The sequence below is a fragment of the Cupriavidus sp. KB_39 genome (assembly GCF_052114485.1).
Taxonomy (GTDB): Bacteria; Pseudomonadota; Gammaproteobacteria; order Burkholderiales; family Burkholderiaceae; genus Cupriavidus.
On sequence record NZ_JBFREV010000008.1, the window covers coordinates 41312 to 61235 of the forward strand.

Annotated in this window: 17 protein-coding genes; 12 read left to right on the top strand and 5 right to left on the bottom strand. The window is 68.1% G+C overall.

What is annotated here, in order from left to right:
* The first annotated feature begins 93 nt into the window (after window positions 1-93).
* The gene (locus tag AB4Z27_RS08465) at window positions 94-555 is read left to right on the top strand and encodes a tripartite tricarboxylate transporter TctB family protein (protein WP_092297337.1); all 462 of its coding nucleotides are present in this window, start codon (window positions 94-96) and stop codon (window positions 553-555) included.
* 10 nt (window positions 556-565) lie between these two features.
* Window positions 566-2068, top strand: a complete 1503-nt coding sequence (locus AB4Z27_RS08470) for a tripartite tricarboxylate transporter permease (RefSeq protein WP_092297334.1) — start codon at window positions 566-568, stop codon at window positions 2066-2068.
* A 40-nt stretch (window positions 2069-2108) separates the two neighbouring features.
* Here the strand turns inward: AB4Z27_RS08470 and AB4Z27_RS08475 are convergent, their stop codons facing one another.
* Together AB4Z27_RS08475 and AB4Z27_RS08480 are read right to left on the bottom strand one after the other, a co-directional pair.
* Window positions 2109-3011: a ketopantoate reductase family protein gene (locus AB4Z27_RS08475; RefSeq protein WP_441592927.1), complete on the bottom strand. Its 903-nt coding sequence runs from the start codon at window positions 3009-3011 to the stop codon at window positions 2109-2111.
* A gap of 73 nt (window positions 3012-3084) precedes the next feature.
* Complete coding sequence (locus tag AB4Z27_RS08480; RefSeq protein WP_092297328.1) at window positions 3085-3855, bottom strand: alpha/beta fold hydrolase; 771 nt, start codon at window positions 3853-3855, stop codon at window positions 3085-3087.
* Window positions 3856-4282: 427 nt separating this feature from the next.
* On the opposite strand from AB4Z27_RS08480, the gene AB4Z27_RS08485 reads away from it, so the two are divergent.
* Complete coding sequence (locus AB4Z27_RS08485; RefSeq protein WP_441644243.1) at window positions 4283-5185, top strand: LysR substrate-binding domain-containing protein; 903 nt, start codon at window positions 4283-4285, stop codon at window positions 5183-5185.
* 15 nt (window positions 5186-5200) lie between these two features.
* On the opposite strand, the gene AB4Z27_RS08490 is transcribed toward AB4Z27_RS08485, so the two are convergent.
* Together AB4Z27_RS08490 and AB4Z27_RS08495 are read right to left on the bottom strand one after the other, a co-directional pair.
* Window positions 5201-6733, bottom strand: coding sequence for a class I adenylate-forming enzyme family protein (locus tag AB4Z27_RS08490; RefSeq protein ID WP_441644244.1), 1533 nt, complete (start codon window positions 6731-6733; stop codon window positions 5201-5203).
* Between the two features lie 99 nt (window positions 6734-6832).
* Window positions 6833-7999: an acyl-CoA dehydrogenase family protein gene (locus AB4Z27_RS08495; RefSeq protein ID WP_441592924.1), complete on the bottom strand. Its 1167-nt coding sequence runs from the start codon at window positions 7997-7999 to the stop codon at window positions 6833-6835.
* A gap of 248 nt (window positions 8000-8247) precedes the next feature.
* Between AB4Z27_RS08495 and AB4Z27_RS08500 the strand changes: the two genes are divergently transcribed.
* The 5 genes from AB4Z27_RS08500 to AB4Z27_RS08520 all read left to right on the top strand — a co-directional run bounded on the left by AB4Z27_RS08500 (window position 8248) and on the right by AB4Z27_RS08520 (window position 14328).
* Entirely contained in the window at window positions 8248-9561 is a 1314-nt protein-coding gene (locus AB4Z27_RS08500) for an acetyl-CoA hydrolase/transferase family protein (protein ID WP_441644245.1), read from the top strand.
* Window positions 9562-9626: 65 nt separating this feature from the next.
* Window positions 9627-10835 (top strand): acetyl-CoA C-acetyltransferase, encoded by a 1209-nt coding sequence (locus AB4Z27_RS08505; RefSeq protein WP_441644246.1) that lies wholly within the window; start codon window positions 9627-9629, stop codon window positions 10833-10835.
* A gap of 26 nt (window positions 10836-10861) precedes the next feature.
* Window positions 10862-11842 (top strand): Bug family tripartite tricarboxylate transporter substrate binding protein, encoded by a 981-nt coding sequence (locus tag AB4Z27_RS08510; RefSeq protein WP_441644247.1) that lies wholly within the window; start codon window positions 10862-10864, stop codon window positions 11840-11842.
* 27 nt (window positions 11843-11869) lie between these two features.
* Window positions 11870-13027, top strand: coding sequence for an acyl-CoA dehydrogenase family protein (locus tag AB4Z27_RS08515; RefSeq protein ID WP_092297308.1), 1158 nt, complete (start codon window positions 11870-11872; stop codon window positions 13025-13027).
* A gap of 5 nt (window positions 13028-13032) precedes the next feature.
* Complete coding sequence (locus AB4Z27_RS08520) at window positions 13033-14328, top strand: CaiB/BaiF CoA transferase family protein (protein ID WP_441592921.1); 1296 nt, start codon at window positions 13033-13035, stop codon at window positions 14326-14328.
* Window positions 14329-14351: 23 nt separating this feature from the next.
* Here AB4Z27_RS08520 and AB4Z27_RS08525 read toward each other — a convergent pair whose 3' ends face one another.
* Window positions 14352-14816, bottom strand: coding sequence for a RidA family protein (locus AB4Z27_RS08525; RefSeq protein WP_441592920.1), 465 nt, complete (start codon window positions 14814-14816; stop codon window positions 14352-14354).
* Window positions 14817-15051: 235 nt separating this feature from the next.
* Between AB4Z27_RS08525 and AB4Z27_RS08530 the strand changes: the two genes are divergently transcribed.
* From AB4Z27_RS08530 to AB4Z27_RS08545, 4 genes are read left to right on the top strand one after another with little or no spacing between them, the layout of a single operon-like run.
* Entirely contained in the window at window positions 15052-15996 is a 945-nt protein-coding gene (locus tag AB4Z27_RS08530; RefSeq protein WP_441644248.1) for a hypothetical protein, read from the top strand.
* 12 nt (window positions 15997-16008) lie between these two features.
* Window positions 16009-16797: a hypothetical protein gene (locus AB4Z27_RS08535; protein ID WP_441592919.1), complete on the top strand. Its 789-nt coding sequence runs from the start codon at window positions 16009-16011 to the stop codon at window positions 16795-16797.
* Window positions 16798-16817: 20 nt separating this feature from the next.
* Window positions 16818-17492 (top strand): matrixin family metalloprotease, encoded by a 675-nt coding sequence (locus tag AB4Z27_RS08540; RefSeq protein WP_441644249.1) that lies wholly within the window; start codon window positions 16818-16820, stop codon window positions 17490-17492.
* Window positions 17493-17509: 17 nt separating this feature from the next.
* Window positions 17510-19831: a caspase family protein gene (locus AB4Z27_RS08545; RefSeq protein ID WP_441644250.1), complete on the top strand. Its 2322-nt coding sequence runs from the start codon at window positions 17510-17512 to the stop codon at window positions 19829-19831.
* The last annotated feature ends 93 nt before the right edge of the window (window positions 19832-19924 follow it).

Genomic DNA, 19924 nt, shown 5'->3' on the forward strand with positions numbered 1-19924 from the left:
AACATGATGTATCTTTCGGAACTCCAAAAACAGAGTCGGTTGTGTCGGCGCGTTGCGCGTCGTCCGATCCGCGCGCCCCCAAGGAGACCTCGCATGCGCATACGCAGGCAGACAGACCTACTTTCCGGGCTGATGTTCGTCATCGTCGGACTCAGCTTTTCCTTCGTTGCCCGTGGCTACTCCATGGGCACAGCCGCCAAGATGGGGCCGGGCTACTTCCCGTTCTGGCTCGGCATCGTGCTGGCCTTGCTCGGCGCCGTGGTGGCGGCCGGGTCCATGTCCCGCGAAGGTGAAGCGGATCGCATGGCGCGCTGGGACATCAAGACGCTGCTGTGGATCCTGGGCTCCGTGGTCCTGTTCGGCCTGCTGCTGAAGCCGCTCGGCATGGTGCTGTCGGTGCTGGCGCTGGTGCTCGTCTCGTCGATGGCCAGCCATGAATTCACGTGGAAGGGTGCCGCGCTCAATGCCGTGGTGCTCGTGGTGATCAGTACCGTGGCATTCGTCTACGGCATCAACCTGCAGATGCCGGTGTGGCCGGCGTTCCTGACCAACTAGGAGCCATGGAATGGAGTTGCTCAGTCATCTCGCGCTCGGCTTTTCCACGGCGCTCTCGCTACAGAACGTGGCCTATGCCTTCCTGGGCTGCGTGCTGGGCACGCTGATCGGCGTGCTGCCGGGTCTGGGGCCGCTGGCGACCATCGCCATGCTGTTGCCCATCACGTACACGCTCCCCCCGGTGGCCGCGCTGATCATGCTGGCCGGCATCTACTACGGCGCGCAGTACGGCGGTTCCACCACGGCCATCCTGGTCAACCTGCCGGGCGAGTCGTCCGCCGTGGTGACCACGCTGGACGGCTACCAGATGGCGCGCCGCGGCCGTGCCGGCGTGGCGCTGGCCACCGCCGGGCTGGGTTCGTTCTTCGCGGGCAGCGTCGCCACGCTGATCCTGGCCGCGTTTGCCACGCCGCTCTCCGAGCTGGCGTTCAAGTTCGGGCCGGCGGAGTACTTCTCGCTGATGGTGCTCGGTTTGATCGGTGCGGTGGTATTGGCATCGGGCTCGCTCGTCAAGGCAGTGGCCATGATCGTCCTTGGCCTGCTGCTCGGCCTCGTGGGCACCGACGTGAACTCCGGCGCCGCGCGGTTTTCGTTCGATGTGCCCGAGCTGACCGATGGCATCAGCATCACCGCGCTGGCGATGGGACTGTTCGGCTTTGCCGAGATTATCGCCAACCTGGAGCAGAAGGAACACCGCGAGACCTTCACGGACCGCGTCACCGGACTCTTCCCGAGCAGGGAGGATTTCCGGCGCATGATCCCGGCGGTGTTGCGCGGCACCCTGCTGGGCTCGGCGCTGGGCATCCTGCCGGGCGGCGGTGCTTCGCTGGCCTCGTTTGCGGCGTACTCGCTGGAGAAGAAGACATCGAAGTACGCCCATGAGTTCGGCAAGGGCGCGATCGAAGGCGTGGCGGGTCCGGAATCGGCTAACAACGCTGCGGCGCAGACGTCCTTCATCCCGCTGCTGACGCTGGGTATTCCGCCCAACGCCGTGATGGCGCTGATGGTGGGCGCGATGACGATCCACAACATCCAGCCCGGCCCGCAGGTGATGACCAGCAACCCGGCGCTGTTCTGGGGCCTGATTGCTTCCATGTGGATCGGCAACCTGATGCTGGTGGTGCTGAACCTGCCGCTGATCGGCGTCTGGGTCAAGCTCCTGACGGTGCCGTATCGTTTCCTTTATCCGGCCATCCTCGTGTTCTGCAGCATCGGCGTGTACTCGGTCAACAACACGGTGTTCGATGTCTTCGCCGCAGCGGCTTGCGGCCTCATCGGCTATGTGTTCCATAAGCTGAAGTGCGAGCCGGCGCCGCTGCTGCTCGGCTTTGTGCTCGGGCCGATGATGGAGGAGAATTTCCGGCGCACCTTGCTGCTGTCGCGCGGCGACTACACGGTGTTCACGACGCGTCCGTTGTCGCTCGGGCTGTTGATAGCGGCCGCGGCGCTGGTGGCAGTCGTGGCGCTGCCCGCGATCAAGGCCAAGCGCGAGGAGGCATTCCAGGAGGAGTAAACGCGAACGCGGACAGGCCGTCAGGCGCTGTCCGCGTTTGTCACTTCTGGGGGTGCTGGCTTTCCAGCAGTTCCACCAATGCCACGATGATCTGGTTGACCGGTGTCGGCACGCCCCGCGCGTTGCCGCGCCGGACGATGGCGCCGTTCAGGGCCGCGATCTCGCTGGCGCGGCCCCGGGCGAAGTCCTGCGCCATCGACGAGTACTGGCCAAGAGGGATGGTGCGGCGAATCCGTTCAAGCTGGCCATCCGCATCGAGGTCGATGTCGACGCCTTCGGCGTGCGCTACCGCAAGACACTCCGCGATGAGGTTGCGCATCGCTTCCTCGGCGGACGCCACGCCGCGAATCTCGCCGTAGGGCAGGTTGACGATCGCGGACAGCGCGTTGTAGGCGCAGTTCAGGATCAGCTTCTCCCAGAGTGCGCGCGCCACATTGGCCGAGACCACTGTGGGCACGCCGGCGTCGTGGAACAGGCGCGCCACCAGCTCGCTGCCCTGCTCCTGCCCGATCACCAGGTCACCCCGGCCGTGATGCCGGAGGTGCCCATCGCCGGCCATCTCGCTGGCGACGTAGACGGCGGCGGGTATCACTGGGCGTGCCAGCACCTGCTCCAACTGCCCTGCGTTGTCGATGCCATTCTGCAGGGACACGACCAGCGCTTCGCGCTTCAAGTGGCTGCGGATCTCGTCGGCAACCTGCTCGGTGTCGACGGATTTCACGCAGACCAGCACGATATCGGCGTCCTCCACGGACGCCGCGTTGGCGCTTGCCGCGATGGTCACCTGTTCATCGAACAGCCTGGATTCGAATCGCAGGCCACGCGCCCGGATGGCATCGACATGCCGCGGCCTGCCAATCAGCACCACATCCTGACCGGCCCGCGCCAGCATCCCGCCATAGAAGCAGCCCACCGCACCTGCGCCAATCACCGCGATTTTCATGTGTCGTTCCTCGCATGGTTTGGGAATGCCTGCGCAGCGGACTGCCCTGCCGCCTGCCTTACTGCAACCTGTCTTACTGCTTCTGCACCGTCTGCACGGCGTCGAGAATGACCTTCGCCACATCGGCCGGCCGGGACTGCTGCGGCACGTGGCTGGTCGGCAGCGTCGTCACCTTCGCGCCGATCTTCTTGGCCATTTCACGTTCGAGCGCGGGCGGGATCATCCGGTCGTTCTGGCTGACGATGTACCAGGAGGGCCGCGTGGTCCATGCGGCGACGGTGGTCTTCTCGCCAAACGCCTTCGCCTGGATCGGGCCCTGCGTGGCGGCCATGACGCGCGCCTGGGCGGCCGGCACGTCCTGCGCGAAATCGCTGGCCAGCGCCTCGGGCGGCAGCGAGAGGTAGCCCTCCGCATCGGCGACGATCTTGCCGATACCCGGCGCGGGCGGGTGAGCCTTGCCCGCTTCCTCCGTGGACTGGCCCGCATCCGGTGCGAAGGCGGCCACGTAGACGAGCGCGGACACCTTGTCGACGGCGCCCGCCTCGGTAATCACCGTACCGCCCCACGAATGGCCGACCAGCACGACTTTGCCGGGTTGGTTGTTGATGGCGCGGCGCGTGGCCGCCACGTCGTCCGCCAGCGAGTTGAGCCCGTTCTGCACGGCCTGCACCCTGACACCCTTGGCCTGCAGCAGCGGAATGACCTTGGCCCAGTCGGAGCCATCGGCAAACGCGCCGTGCACGATCACGACCGAGGTGGGGGCCTTCTCTGCTGCGTAGGCGGCCGAACCGGCCGAGAAAGCGAGGGCCGCGACGGCCAGCGATGCAAGCGTGCGAGTCAACATGTCGATCCTTTCAATGGGTGATGGGACACAGGCGGCGGCGTTGCGTGGCTGCCGTCTGCCATGCATGCATTGAATCGCGCCCATGTATCGCCCCCGTGTGATGAATGCATGGATGGGTATGCGGATGTATCGGCGGACAGCCCGGATACATGCCGATACAAAGGCTCGGCTCCCCGCATCCGCAGTGCCCGATCCACAGCGAGCCGGATGCTACCGGAATCCGCCGCGCGATGCGCTGAAGCGCCTTTTGCAGCAGGCGCCTCCGCGAAAGGTGCCTGATTCGCTACAAAGGTTGCGGGGGCTCGGCGCGACATACTGCAAGGCAGAACAGGCATTCCGCGCCTTTGCATTGGGCGGGATGCAAGCGCAAAATCCCCCCACTTCATATTTCGATCCTGGACGCGGCCCCGCCGCCAGGGACCCGCTCGTGCGCTTTGATCTCGTTGACCTGAAGCTTTTCACCCATATCGCGGAGGCCAGCAGCCTCACTCGCGGCGCCGAACGCTCCCACCTCTCGCTCGCGGCGGCCAGTACCCGGATCAAGAATCTGGAGGAACACGTAGGCGTGAAGCTGCTGAGCCGGAGCAGCCATGGGGTGAAGGTCACCGGCGCCGGGGAGACGCTGCTGGCCCATGCGCGGCGCGTGATTCGCCAGCTCGAACAGCTCAGTGGCGACCTTCAGGAGTACGCGTCCGGCGTGAAGGGCCATGTGCGCGTGTTCGCCAATACCACGGCGATGAGCGAGTACCTGCCCGCCGTGCTGCGGACCTATCTGGTGAATCATCCTGATGTGACGATCGACATGCAGGAGCGCCTCAGTCCGCACATTCTGCGTGCGGTGCAGGAAGGCGCCGTCGATATCGGCATCGTCGCGGGGAATCTCCGTGCCGAAGGGGTGGAGATGATGCCCTACCGGAATGACCGCCTCGTGCTGGCGGTGGCACTCAGCCACCCGCTGGCGCAGCGCAAGCGCGTGGGCTTCATCGAGGCGCTGAAGTWCGACATCATCGGCCTGCCCGAGGCCAGCGCCATCCATACCTTCCTGCAAGGCGCCGCCGCTGACCTCCAGCGCTCGCTGCGCTGGCGGGTGCAGGTCAGCAATTTCGAGACGGCCTGCCGGATGATCGAGGCGAACGTGGGCATTGGCGTGCTGCCGGAGAGCACGGCCGTCCGGCACGCCAAGTCGATGGCGCTGAGCATTGTCCAGCTTGAGGACGACTGGGCGGAGCGCCGGCTCCAGATCTGCGTGGCGGATCTGGCGGCGCTGCCGCTGTTCGCCCGCAAGCTGGTCGATCTGCTGGTCGAGGACGGCCAGGGCCGCCAGGACTAACGTGGCGGCGGGCGCCTACCCCTGCACGGCCAGCATTTCCCGCAGCTGGTGCTTGAGCAGCTTGCCGCTGGCYGTCTTCGGAATCGCGCCCAGGCGCAGGTAGCGCTCCGGCCGCTTGTAGGGCGACAGCCGATCCATCACGAAGGCACGCAGCGCATCGGCATCGAAGGCTTCCCCTTCCTTGATCTCGACGAAGGCCACCACTTCCTCGTTGCCGTCCGACGTCGGCACGCCGACCACCGCCGACACCAGCACCGCCGGATGGGCGTTCAGCACCGACTCCACCTCGATCGGATAGACATTGAAGCCCGAGCGGATGATCAGGTCCTTGGTCCGGCCGACGATGTATAGCGCGCCGTCCGGCCCGAGCCGGCCGATATCGCCGGTATTGAGCCAGCCGTCCTCGCTGATGACCTGCCTGGTCAGTTCCGGCGCGAGATAGTAGCCAAGCATGACGCCCGGCCCCCGGACCCAGATTTCGCCCGGCGTGCCCGTCTCCACCGGCTGGCCATCCGCGCCGATCAACCGCACTTCGGCCCCTTCCACGATCTCCCCCGCCGCGCAATCGGTGCGCGGGCGATCCATATGGGTGACGAACAGCGAGCCGGCGTACTCGGTCATGCCGTAGCCRTGATGCAGCGGCTGGCCGAACATGCCCTCCACTTCCTGCTTGAGCGTGGGGTCGAGCGGCCCGCCGCCGGTATACAAATAGCGCAGCCGGGTGGAGGCCAGCCGTTGCACCCCGGCCGCCCGCAGATGGGCGAGGATGCGGTGGAACATCGTCGGCACGCCTTGCAGGATCGAAATCGACCCGGCTTCGATGGCCTGCGTCACATCGGCCGCATTGAAGCGGGACGACAGGTACAGGCTGGCGCCCGCCTGGAAGGTGGCGAGCAGCACCGTGCCCATGCCGAAGATGTGCGACATCGGCATGACCGCGTAGGCGCAGTCGTCCGGCGCCATGCGCCGCGACGCCACGGTGACCCGCGCGAAGTGCAGCAGGCCGCGATGCGACACCATCACCCCCTTCGGCTGGCCGGTGGTGCCCGAGGTGTAGATCAGCGCCGCCACTTCCTGCGCCAGTGCCTCAGGCACGCGCTCGCTGGTMGGGTCCACCGCGCCGGCCATCAGCGGGCCCAGGCCCGGCGGCGCGGTTTCCCGGGCGCGGTAGGTCACGCCGTGCCGCAGGGCATCGGGCGAGGCGCCATGGGTGAACAGCATCAGCCGGGGCCGGCAATGCGCGCGGATGACCTCCACCTCCCGCTCGGACAGCCGCGCATTGACCACCACCGGCCACGCGCCGATCTCCGACAGCGCGAACAGCAGCGTCACCACGGACAGCGAGTTCTCGGCGACGATCATCACCCGGTCGCCGCCGGCCACGCCCTGCGTGCGCAGGTACTGCTGCGCGGCCTCGATATCGGCCCAGAGTTCGCCATAAGACACGGCGCGCCCTTCCTCCACCACCGCCGGGCGGTCAGGCGTGGCGAGCGCCCAGTGACGGGGGATGTCGCTGATGCGTTGGGCGGGGGTTCGGTCCGAACACATGTCTGGGTCTTCCTCGATCAATGAAGGCTGGCTTTGGCTTGAGTGCCGCCAGTGTAGGGGCGGTGCATCTGGCGTGCAACGGACAAGGTCGATTGCCGCTCAGAACGAGCGCGGCAGGCCCAGGATGTGCTCCGCCACATAGGAGTAGATCAGATTCGTGGAGATCGGCGCCACCTGATAGAGGCGCGTCTCGCGGAACTTGCGCTCGATGTCGTACTCGCAGGCGAAGCCGAAGCCGCCGTGGAACTGCAGGCACACGTTGGCCGCCTCCCAGCTCGCCTTGGCGGCCAGGTACTTGGCCATATTGGCCTGCGCGCCCATCGCCGCGTGCGCGTCGTASAGTTCGCAGGCCTTCCAGCGCATCAGGTTGGCGGCTTCCAGTTCGATGAACGACTCGGCAATCGGGAACTGCACGCCCTGATTCCGCCCGATGGGCCGGTCGAAGACCTGGCGCTCGGTCACGTACTTGGTCACGCGGTCCATGAACCAGTAGCCGTCGCCGATGCACTCGGCGGCGATCAGCGTACGCTCGGCGTTCAGGCCGTCGAGGATGTACTTGAAGCCCTTGCCTTCCTCGCCGATCAGGTTCTCCTCGGGGATCTCCAGGTCCTCGAAGAACAGCTCGTTGGTCTCGTGGTTGACCATGTTCGGGATCGGGCGCACCACCATGCCCTTCTTCTGGGCCTCGTGCAGGTCCACCAGGAAGATCGACATGCCTTCGCTCTTCTTCTTCACCTCGTCCAGCGGCGTGGTGCGCGCCAGCAGGATCATGAAGTCGCTGTGCTGCACGCGGCTGATCCACACCTTCTGGCCATTGACCACGTAGCGGCCGTCCTTCTTGATGGCCCGGGTCTTGATCTTGGTGGTGTCGGTGCCGGTAGTCGGCTCGGTCACGCCCATGGACTGCAGGCGCCACTCGCCCGAGGCGATCTTCGGCAGGTACTTCTGCTTCTGCGCGTCCGAGCCGTGGCGCAGCAGCGTGCCCATGTTGTACATCTGGCCGTGGCAGGCGCCCGAGTTGCCGCCGCATCGGTTGATCTCCTCCATGATCACCGACGCTTCCGTCAGGCCAAGCCCCGAGCCGCCATATTCCTGCGGAATCAGCGCCGCCAGCCAGCCGGCGTCGGTCAGCGCGTTGACGAAGGCTTCCGGGTAGGCCCGCTGCTCGTCGATCTTGCGGAAGTACTCGTCGGGGAACTCCGCGCAGAGGCTGCGCACGGCGTCCCGGATTTCCTGGAAGTTATTCGATTGGGTCTGTTCGATCATGGCGCGTCTCCCGCTTTTGTTGGCGTTGCCATGCTCGCGAGGTTTGGCGTGTGGCGCAATCAACGTTTGCGGAACCGGGCCTTTGCCGGAGCAGAAGGCAGCCCGCCAGGCAGCCYGCCAACCCGCRCCGGCACGCTGATTTCGCAACAGGCGAAGTCCGCCATTGGCATTCTCAAATAGCGCCGGCGCGCAAATGCCAACATGCTCCAGCCCATACCAAAAAATGACAAACAGGAGACACGCCGGAAATGGATGCCCACTCGGATGCCCACTCGCTGGCCGCCGCGCTGCGCGCCCTGATCCGCCCCGGCGACCGCATCTGGTGGGGCCAGGCCACCGCCGAGCCGCTGACGCTCACGCGGGCGCTGGTGGCCCATCGGCACGCCATCGCCCAGGGTGGGCGGCTGGGTGTCTTCGTCGGCATCGGCCAGTCAGACACGCTCCGGCCGGACCAGTCCGATGTGATCGACTTCTTCGGCTACGCCGCCAGCGGCCCGCACCGCCAACTGGCCCGCGCCGGCCTGCTGGACATCGTGCCGWGCCATTACTCCCACCTGCCCGGGCTGATCCGGTCCGGCACGCTGCCGGTGGACGTGGCGCTGGTGCAGGTCTCCCCCGCCGACACGGAGGGCCGCCATAGCCTCGGGCTGGTGCACGAATACCTCCCCGCCGTGCTGGATCGGGCACGCGTGATCATCGCCGAGGTCAACCCGGACGTCCCGTGGACCCATGGCAGCCGCTACCTGACCGCCGACGACATCGCCCTGACCGTCGATGCGCAATATGCGCCAATCGACCTCGAACGCGGCGCGCCCTCCGAGGTGGAACTGGCGATTGCCCGCCACATCGCCGGCCGGATCGAGGACGGCGCCACGCTGCAGATGGGCATCGGCAACCTGCCCGAAGCGGTGCTGGCGGCGCTGCACGGCCACCGTGACCTGGGCCTGCACAGCGGCGCCGTGGGCGATGGCGTGGTGGCGCTGGCCGAGTCCGGGGCGCTGACGCACGCACGCAAGACTGTCGATACCGGCGTCGGCATCGGCGGCATCCTGATGGGCAGCGAGCGCCTGCGCCGCTGGGCACATCGCAACCCGCTGCTGCAGCTGCGCGAAACCACCTACACCCACGATCCCGAGGTACTGGCGCGCCAGCACAAGCTGGCGGCCATCAACGGCGCCATCGAGGTGGACCTGACCGGCCAGATCAATGCCGAGGTRGCCGGCGGCGTCTACATGGGCGCCGTGGGCGGCGCCGCGGACTTCCTGCGCGGTGCCGCGCGCAGCCACGGCGGCCTGCCGATCATCGCGCTGCCGGCGACCGCGAAGGGCGCCAGCCGCATCGTCGCGCAGCTATCCGGACCGGTCAGCACGGCCAGATCGGACGCCGGGCTCATCGTCACCGAATACGGCGTGGCCGACCTGCGCGGGCTGCCGCTGTCGCAGCGCGTGCGCCGCATGATCGACATCGCCGCGCCGGAACACCGCGAGGCGCTGGACCGCCAGGCCCACGCACTGCTGCGCCAGTGCGGCGCCGCGTTCGTCACCGTGCCGGCCGCCGCCTGATTGCTATCGATTCCTATCGATTCCCACCGATTTCCATCCCAGACCAGATCCACAGGAGACCCACCATGCGCAGAGCCGCAATCGTTACCCCCGTCCGCACCCCGGTTGGCACCTTCGGCGGCAGCCTGCGCCCGGTGCCCGTCGAGGAACTGGCCGCCACCACCGTGCGTGCCGTGGTGGARCGCAGCGGCATCGACCCCGCGCGCATCGACGATGTGGTGTTCGCCCAGTCCTACGCCAACAGCGAAGTCCCCTGCGTGGGCCGCTGGGCCGCGCTGCAGGCCGGCCTGCCGGTGGATGTGCCGGGCATGCAGCTCGACCGCCGCTGCGGGGGCGGCTTGCAGGCCGTGGTCACGGCGTCGATGATGGTGCAGAGCGGCGCCGCCGACGTGGTCATCGCGGGCGGCGTGGAGAGCATGAGCAATATCGAGTACTACACCACCGAYATGCGCTGGGGCGCGCGCTCGGGCAACGTCCGCTTCTACGACCGGCTCGACCGGGGCCGCGARCGCTCCCAGCCGGTGTCCCGCTTCGGCGARATCTCCGGGATGATCGAAACCGCCGAGAACCTGGCGCGCGACTACGGCATCAGCCGCGAAGCCGCGGACGCCTTCGCGCTGCGCAGCCACCAGCGCGCCGCCGCCGCGTGGGAAGCCGGCCGCTTCGACGCCGAGATCGTTCCCGTCTCCGTACCGCAGCGCAAGGGCGAGGCCCTGCGCTTCGCGCGTGACGAGGGCTATCGCCCGGAATCCACCACCGAATCCCTCGGCAAGCTGCGCGCGCTGATGCCGGGCGGCACCGTGACCGCCGGCAATGCCAGCCAGCAGAACGACGCCTCCGCCGCCTGCCTGATCGTGGCCGAAGACAAGCTGGCCGAACTGGGCCTGACGCCGATGGCCACGCTGGTGGGCTGGGCCGCCGCCGGCTGCGAGCCCTCGCACATGGGCATCGGCCCGGTGCCGGCCGTGAAGAAGCTGCTGGCYCGCCTGAACCTGCGGCTGGACCAGATGGATCTGGTCGAACTCAACGAAGCCTTCGCCTGCCAGGTGCTGGCCGTGCTGAAGGGCTGGAACTGGCAGGACCAGGGCGAGATCGACAGCAAGCTCAACGTCAACGGCTCGGGCATTTCGCTCGGCCATCCGATTGGCGCCACGGGCGTGCGCATCCTGACCACGCTGCTGCACGAACTGCAACGCCGGGGCGGCCGCTACGGCCTGGAAACCATGTGCATCGGCGGCGGCCAGGGCATTGCGGCCGTTTTCGAGCGCTACTGACAACAAGAAGGATGAAGGAGACAACCATGCACACATCATTTCGACGGACCTTGCTTTCGGGCCTGATCGTTGGCGCCGCCGTGCTGGGCGCGGGCGCYGCCATGGCCCAGTCCAACCCGCCGGTCCGCCTCGTGGTGGGCTACGCGGCCGGCGGCCCGGCTGACCAGGGCGCGCGGCTGTTCGCCGCCGCGCTCGGCAAGGCCCTCAACGCCACGGTGGTGGTGGACAACAAGCCCGGCGCCAACGCCACGCTGGCCGGCCACGAGGTCGTGCGCGCCAAGRCCGACGGCAACACGCTGTGGTTCGCGGCCAGCGCCGGCATCACGGTCGCCCCCAACATCATGAAGCGCATGCCGTTCGATCCGGCCAAGGACCTCACGCCGATCGCCCCGGTGGCCCGCTACTACAACATGCTGGTGGTCAACAACAGCGAGCCGTTCACCTCCACCAAGGAACTGGTCAGCTACGCCAAGGCCCATCCGGGCAAGCTCAGCTACGGATCGTCGGGCGTGGGCAGCTCCAACCACGTGGCCGCCGCGCTGTTCGCCCGGCAGGCCAATGTCGAGCTGAACCACATCCCGTACAAGGGCAACGCGCCGGCCATGACGGACACCATCGGCGGCCAGATCGACATGCTGTTCGACATCATCAGCACCGCCAGCGGCTACGTGAACGGCGGCAAGGTCCGCGCCATCGCCGTGGGCTCGCCCAACCGCAGCCCGGCGCTGCCCAACGTGCCCACCTTCCGCGAATCCGGCATTGCCGGCCTGAAGGACTACGAGGCCGGCGGCTGGTACGCCGTCTACGCGCCCAAGGGCCTGACGCCCGAGGTCACCCAGAAGCTGACCGCCGCCGTGAAGCACGCCGTGGCCGACCCGGACCTGCGCAAGCGCTACGCCGAACTGGGCTACGAGCAGTGGAACGGCACCACCGAGGATCTCGTCAACACCGCCGCACGCGAACGCACCCAATGGGCCAGCGTGCTGCAGGGCGTGACACTTGACTGACCGAGACGAAGCAAAGGACGACCAACCATGATCCGCGATAACGACACCCTCGAAGCCCTGCTCGACAGCGTGCGCCGCTTTGTGCGCGAGCGGCTGGTCCCGGCCGAGGCACTCGTGGCCGAGACCGACGAAATCCCCCAGGACATCGTGCAGGACATGCGCGAGATGGGCCTGTTCGGCATGACCATTCCCGAGCGCTTCGGCGGCCTGGAACTGACCATGGAGGAAGAGGCCCGCGTGGTGATGGAGCTGTGCCAGACCGCGCCGGCCTTCCGCTCGCTGCTGGGCACCACGGTCGGCATCGGCTCGCAGGGCATTCTGATGGATGGCACGCCCGAGCAGCAGGCCGCCTGGCTGCCCCGGCTGGCCACGGGCGAGATCCTCGCCTCGTTCGCGCTGACCGAGCCGGACGCCGGCTCGGACGCCGGCTCGCTGCGCACCTCCGCCGTACGGGACGGCGACGACTACGTCGTCAACGGCACCAAGCGCTTCATCACCAACGCGCCGCAGGCCGGCATGTTCACGCTGATGGCGCGCACCGATCCGTCGATCAAGGGCTCGGCCGGCGTCTCRGCCTTTATCGTCGATGCGAAGTCGGCGGGCATCAGCTTCGGCAAGCGCGACGTGAAGATGGGCCAGAAAGGCGCCCAYACCTGCGACGTGATCTTCGAGAACGTGCGCGTGCCGGCTGCCAACCTGATCGGGCTCAAGGAAGGCCAGGGCTTCAAGACCGCCATGAAGGTGCTGGACAAGGGCCGCCTGCATATCTCGGCCGTCAGCGTGGGCGTGGCAAAGCGCGTGCTGCGGGATGCGCTCAACTACGCCGTCGAGCGCCAGCAGTTCGGCCAGCCGATCTGCGACTTCCAGCTGATCCAGGCCATGCTGGCAGACAGCCAGGCCGAACTCTACGCCGCCGAGTGCATGGTGATCGACGCCGCACGCCGCCGCGACGAAGGCCGCAACGTCTCCACCGAAGCCTCCTGCTGCAAGCTGTTCGCCACCGAAATGGTCGGCCGCGTGGCGGACCGCGCGGTGCAGATTCTGGGCGGCGCGGGCTATATCGCCGAGTACGGCATCGAGCGCTTCTACCGCGACGTGCGCCTGTTCCGCCTCTACGAAGGCACGACGCAGATCCAGCAGGTCATCATCGCCCGCAACATGATYCGCGACGCGCGCAACGGCTGAGCCCCATGACCACACCCCAAGCCCAGATCCACCCCGACCTRCCCCACCCGTCCCCGCAGACCGGCGCCCTCAGCCACCTGCGCGTGCTGGACCTCTCGCGCGTGCTCGCCGGCCCCTGGTGCACCCAGAACCTGGCCGACATGGGCGCCGACGTCATCAAGATCGAGAAGCCGGCCGAAGGCGACGACACCCGCCTCTGGGGCCCGCCCTACCTTACCGGCGATGACGGCCCGACCGCCCAGGCCAGCTACTTCGCGGCGTGCAACCGCAACAAGCGCTCGGTGACCGTGGATATGTCCACGCCCGACGGGCAGGCCATGATCCGCGAGCTGGCCAAGCAGAGCGACGTGGTGGTCGAGAACTTCAAGACCGGCGGCCTCAAGCGCTACGGGCTCGACTACGAGACGCTCAGCGCGCTGAATCCGCGCCTGATCTACTGCTCGATCACCGGCTTCGGCCAGACCGGCCCGTACGCGGCCCGCCCCGGCTACGACCTGCTGGTGCAGGCCATGAGCGGGCTGATGAGCATCACCGGCCATGCGGACGGCGAGCCCGGCGGCGGCCCGATGAAGGTGGGCGTGGCCGTGATCGACCTGTTCACCGGCATGTACGCCACCACGGCCATCCTCGGCGCGCTGGAAGCCCGCCACCACACCGGGCGCGGCCAGTGCATCGACGTGGCGCTGCTGGACGTCGCCATGGCGGTGCTGGCCAACCAGGGCGCCGGCTTCCTGAACGCCGGCAACGTGCCCACGCGGCAGGGCAATGTGCATCCGAGCGTGGTGCCCTATCAGGACTTCCCGACAGCCGATGGCAACATGCTGCTCGCCATCGGCAACGACGGCCAGTTCGCCCGCTTCTGCGAGGCCGCCGAGGTCGACTGGGCGACGGACGCGCGCTTCGCCACCAACAGCGCCCGCGTGACCCACCGCAAGACGCTGATCCCGATGATGGTCGCCGTCACGCGCGGCAAGCCCACGAACGACTGGATCCGCCTGCTGGAAGCCAAGTCCGTGCCGTGCGGCCCCATCAACAACGTCGAGCAGGCGTTCGCCGATCCGCACGTGCAGCACCGTGGCCTGCAGATCGAGCAGGAACGCTATCGGGCCGACGAACCGCGTGCCGGCGACCCGGTCAGCCGCGTGCGCACCACCGCCAGCCCGCTGCGGCTCTCGGACACGCCCACCACGCTGCGCTACGCGCCACCGGCGCTGGGCCAGCATACGGATGAGGTCCTGCGCGACTACCTGCAACTCGCCCCGCAGGACGTGGCCGCGCTGCGGGCCAGGGGCGTGGTGTAGCGGCACGCCGACAAAATCCCCGGTCAGGCGCCCTTGACCTGCGCGATCACCACCAGGATCACCGCCGCATTGCCGGGCTGCTGGGTCTGGGAATAGGCGGCGCGGGCATGGCCGGCGCGTTCGCCCAGCACCTCGGCGAAGAGGTCGGACGCGCCGTCGAGCACCGCCGGCTGGTCGAACGACCCCGGCGCGCTCGTCACATGCCCTTCCAGCCGGACGATGTGATCGAGCCGGTCGAACCCGCCCAGATGGGCGTGGATCTGCGCCAGCACGTTCAGGGCGGCCAGCTCGGCCGCCTGCCGGCCCTGCGCCACGGTCAGGTCCTTGCCGACCTGGCCCTGCCAGACCACCTTGCCGTCCTGCAACGGCAGCTGGCCGGAGATGAACAGCAGGTCGCCGGCACGGCTGACGGCGGTATAGCTGCCCAGCGGCTGCGGGGGCGGCGGCAGCGTCAGGCCGCGCGCGGCGAGTCTGGATTCGACGGTCATGATCAAGCTCCTATATCGATACAGCGGTTCCTTGGAAGCCACTATAGGAGCGCGCCATGTGCCGATAAACCCGCTGGGCAGAACTTGAATTGATACACGGCGGAACAAGTCCGCACGGGCCGGCCCCGCAAAGCGCACATGCCGATTTGCTTCCGTTCGCCACCGAACACAGAAATGTTTCCTTTGGCATTTTTATCATCTATCCCTGATGAGATTCCCGGCCAAAGGAGCCAGCATGCGCAGATCCACGCCGCTTGGCATGCTGGCCGCCTGCCTGTGCGCCGGCCTCGCCGCCTGCTCGCCCTATCTCTACAAGTCCGAAGTCGAGAGCTTCCGCGCCGGGGTCAATGACCTCGCCACGGCCTACCAGTCCGGCACCAAGGGCGTGGCGGCGGAGCGGGCTGTCATCCAGCAGACACAACTGACGCCAACGCGCACGCGCGTGGCGCTGAGCCCCGGCTGCGCGCTGCCTGCCACGGTCTCGGCCGCCCCAGCGGCGGATAACGCGCTGCCCTGTGCCCTGCAGCCGGCCGACCCGGCAATGGCGCCGCGCCAGTCGGCCCCGCGCGAGTCCACCTCCGCCGCGCCGCTGATCCACGCGCTGCGCGACTACGCCGATGCCCTCGCCGCCATCACCAACGCCCAGGACCAGGAGGCGCTGGAGGCCGCGAATTCCAAGCTGACCGGCTCGCTCGCCGGGCTGGCCAACACGGCCAAGGTGGGGCTGCCGARCGAGTTCGGCGCGATTGCCGGGCTGGCGTTCAGCGTGGGCGTGGCCACGCTGAACCAGCGGCGCTTCGACATGCTCAAGCGCGGCGTGACCGCCGCCAACGAGCCGGTTGCCGTGCTGGGCGATGCCATGGGGCAGGCGCTGGACACCCTGCGCAAGGCGCGTGCCGACGGGCTGCTGCTGGCGGGCACGACCCTGGCCGGCCAGATCAACGCCAAGATGAGCCCGGACGACTACACGGCCGCCCTCACGACCTTGCAGGCGAAGACGGATGCCATCGAAACGCTCCGGCGCACCAACGCGCGCGCGGCGGCTGACGACATGGTCAAGGCGCATGCGGCGCTGGCGCAGGCGCTCAACGACGACACCCGGCAGGTGGCCGCCGTGGTCACCGCCCTGAAGACGTTCCGCGAGAAAGCCCGCGCGGTTCAGGAAGCCTTTGCGAGCTGATCGGAGACAGACATGGCCGAATGTGGAGCCTTCGCGTTTGGGGTGGTGCTGGGCTGGTTCGTGTACTTCACCAATCGCTACCGCAAGGGGGACGTGCAGTTCAGCGACCTCATCGCACTGCTGGGCGTGATTGGCGGCGCAGCCGTGACGGCGCTGTTCGGCGGCGCCAGCGGCACGCTGTTCGGCTACTACGGCGTGGGCCTCGCGGTGGGCTTCTTCGCCTACTTTCTGGTGCTGGTGTTGATGGTGGCGCGCTCGGACCAGTTCGACGCCACCTGGTTCCTCGACGGGCGCCGCAAGGCGCTGCCCGATGGCTGGGTCATCCCGGGCGACGTGCGCGCGACGACCGCCCCCATGGCGCCCCAGCGCCCCGGGCCGAGTGCCGCCGCCCCGATGGCCTTCGGCGCGCCCGAGCCGGTCGGCCCATCGACCGAATCCCCCCGCGCGCGCCTGAACGCCGCCCGCGACCAGACCCTGACCGCGTTGACCGTGGCGCAGCGCGAGCTGCTGCGCCGCATCGGCCTCGCGTCCACGGACGCCGAGCGCAACAGCCTCCAGGCCAGTCTGGTCGACATCACCGATCAGCTCGACACGCTGGCGCAACTGCGGCTGAAAGACATCCTGGAATCGGACGAAGTGCGCGCCAGCCTGAAAACGCTGGAAGGCATCACCAGCGACCTCACGCGCACGGCGGGCGAAATGCGCCAGGCCACGGACGTCCTGACCAAGGCGTCGCAACTGATCGACCGTGCCACCAAGGCGGTGGGGGTTATCACAAACCTTGTGGGTGGGATTTTGTAGTCAAAAATGGAGCATGCACCATGAGCAACGACAAGCGTTTCTGCGCCGGCTTCCCGATGACGAACGGCGTGCCCGGCAAGATTGCCATGTTGACCGGCAAACGGTGGCAGCCGGGTACGGTACTCACCATCAGCTTCCTGTCCGGCTCCCGCGCGCTCCAGGACCGCGTGATGRACGCCGCCAATATCTGGCTGCAATTCGCCAACCTCCAGTTCGATGTGCGGGACAGCGGCCCGACCGACATCCGCATCGACTTCCTGGAGGGCAAGGGCTCGTGGTCGTTCATCGGCACCGACGCCCGSCTGATCCAGGCGCCSCAGCCRACCATGAACTACGGCTGGTTCACCGACGACACCGAGGAAGACGAAATCCTGCGCGTGACSCTGCACGAGTTCGGCCACGCCATCGGGCTGATCCACGAGCACCAGAACCCGCTCAATGCCATCCAGTGGAACCGCGAGCAGGTGATCAAGGATCTGTCCGGCCCCCCGAACAACTGGGACAAGGCCACCATCGAAAACAATATGTTCGCGGCGTTCAATGCCGCTGACGTGGCCGGCACGGCGGTGGACCCGAGCTCGATCATGATGTATCCGATCCCCCCCGCCTGGACGCTGAACGGCGTGACGGCCGGCWTGAACTCGGCGTTGTCCGAGTCGGACAAGGACTTCATCCGCCAGGCCTATCCGCAGTAGGGCCTGCCCGCCGCGCCATGAATGCCGACGACCAAGCCATCCTGATCGGGATCAATCATTACCCGCAGCTCGGCGAGCCGGGCGCGGACGCGAATCTCCACGGGCCCGCGAACGATGTCGATGCGGTGAAGGCGTGGCTGATGGACCCCAACGGCGGCGCCTTCGCCAGCGAGGACCAGATCCAGGTGATCAAGTCCCGCCTGACCGAGGCGGGCGACACCGCGCTGCCGACCACCGACGARATCGAAACCGCCTTTGGCCGGCTCAACGCCATCGCCCGGGAGAACCAGGCCAAACGGCGCGGGCTGCGGGTGGGCCGCCGGCTGTATATCTTCGTCTCCGGCCACGGCTTCTCGCCGGGCCGCGAACGCGGCTGCCTGTTCGCGGCCAACGCCAGCGCCACGCTCGGCACCTTCAACGTACACGCCACGGGCTGGCTGAGCTGGCTGCAGGACGCCGGCTACTTCCGCGAGTTCGTGCTGTGGATGGACTGCTGCATGAACCGGGTCTCCTTCCTGCAGCCGCGCGACCCGCAGCTCTCCCCGGTRCAGGCCACGGACCCGCCGGCGGCCACGTTCGTCGCCTTCGCCGCGCAGCGCCCGCTCAAGGCCATCGAGATCGGCATTCCCGAAGATGGCGACAAAATCCACGGCGCCTTTACCTGGGCGCTGCTGCAAGGGCTGCGCGGCGCGGCATCCGACGCCAACGGACGCGTCACCGGGCGCAGCCTGGCGGACTGGCTGCGCAACGCCCTCTGCGCCCGCATGACGCCGGCGCATCTGCGCGATGGCGACGTGGCCAAGGAGCCGGAGATCGTGCAGGAGGATGCCGGCCTGATCTTCGCGCGCGGCGTGGCGCCGCCGCGCTACACGGTCACGCTCACCCTGCCGCCCGAGGCCGCCGGCAAGCCGCTGCGGCTGTGGTCTGGCACGCCGCCCCGCGCGGAGGCGATGACCGCGCAGCCCGCCATGACCTTGCCCCTGTCGCCGGGCCTGTACGTGGTGGAGGTGGCCGAAGCCGGCCTGCGGCAGGGATTCGACGTGACCAACGATGTGTCGATTGCCATCACGGCATCCGGCCCGCCCGTCACGCAGGCCGCCGACGGCACGATGTTCCCGCTCGACATCGACCCGGCCGACCCCGCCGCCGAGATCTTCGTCATCGACAGCCGCTTCTCGCTGGTCGACAACGGCATGTCGAAGCTCTCCACGCCGCTGCCGTTCGGGCTGTTCAAGATCAAGACGCGGATCGGGCGCAGCCTGGCGCAGCACGTGATCCTGCTCGACAGTGACCGCCCGCCGCTGGCCGTCGCGCAGATCGCCAAACCCGCCTCGTCGGTGCTGCCGCCGGTGGGCCTGCCGGAGGACGGCGCCCAGGAGCGCGACCGGCAGGTGGCGCTGGCCACCGCACTGCGCCTGCAGAGCGAGGGCGACGGCAAACAGGCCACGCTGATGGTCATGGCGCGCGCGGCGAGCAGCGCCGAGGTGCCCCAGCAGAACATCGCGCCCTGGCGGGACGTGCAGGTGGTGGAYGCCGACGACAACCTCGTCATCAGCATGGAGCGCGGCAGCGCGCGCAACACCGATGCGGACTCCCACGCCTGCGCCGTGCAGGCGGTGACGCCCGGCGCCTACTACCTGCGGCAGAAGGTGGACAACGGCCCGGTCATCGAACAAAGCCTGATCGCCTGCGAATCGTGGGGGCTGGAAGCCTACGTCCTGCGCCGCACGCAGCCCGGCGAGCATGCGCCCAGCGCGCGGCCCCGGGTGTCGCTGATGATGCGGCGGCCAGACCAGCAGCCCGATGCCACGCTGGAGAAGATCATCGAGACCGCCCGGCTGGCGCTGGCCGATGAGCGGCGCATCCTGAGCCCCGAGCTGGAGGACATCCTGCTGCGCAACTGCACCAACCCGATTGCCGGGATGATCGGCGGCCATCTGCTGCTGGTGGAGCGGGAGCGCGACCCGGGCCGTGACATGTCCGGGCTCGATGTGGTGGTGACGCGCCTGCGCAAGCTGGTGGGCGATCACCATCCCGATGTCGCCGCGCTCGGCCAGCAATGCGCGACGGCGAGCCTGCGGCGCTTCGGCCCGCTGACCGGCCCGCCGATGTTCCAGCGGAGCTGGAAGCTGCTGGTGAAGGCGGCGCAGCGGCGCGAGGACTGGATTCCCGAGGCGATGTGGCGGCGCGTGGTGGCGCAGACCGCCCTGCCACCGCTGATGGTCTGGGCTGCCGACGACAGCGTGCGCCAGACCGCCACCGATAGCCTGCGCACCGTGCCGGCCCGGGCACTCCGCGCGAGCGTGCCGCCTGCGGGCCTGCGGGTGCTGACGGCCTGAAGGGAAAGAGGAAGGGAAACAGGAAGGGAGAGAGGAAGGAAGAGAATGACGGCGAGGATCAAAACCACGGGCAGACCCTGCCCCCCCGCCTCG

Coding starts and splice junctions, on each gene's coding strand:
- AB4Z27_RS08465 (WP_092297337.1), top strand. CDS start 94: ATGCGCATACGCAGGCAGACAGACCTACTTTCCGGGCTGATGTTCGTC.
- AB4Z27_RS08470 (WP_092297334.1), top strand. CDS start 566: ATGGAGTTGCTCAGTCATCTCGCGCTCGGCTTTTCCACGGCGCTCTCG.
- AB4Z27_RS08475 (WP_441592927.1), bottom strand. CDS start 3,011: ATGAAAATCGCGGTGATTGGCGCAGGTGCGGTGGGCTGCTTCTATGGC.
- AB4Z27_RS08480 (WP_092297328.1), bottom strand. CDS start 3,855: ATGTTGACTCGCACGCTTGCATCGCTGGCCGTCGCGGCCCTCGCTTTC.
- AB4Z27_RS08525 (WP_441592920.1), bottom strand. CDS start 14,816: ATGACCGTCGAATCCAGACTCGCCGCGCGCGGCCTGACGCTGCCGCCG.
- AB4Z27_RS08535 (WP_441592919.1), top strand. CDS start 16,009: ATGGCCGAATGTGGAGCCTTCGCGTTTGGGGTGGTGCTGGGCTGGTTC.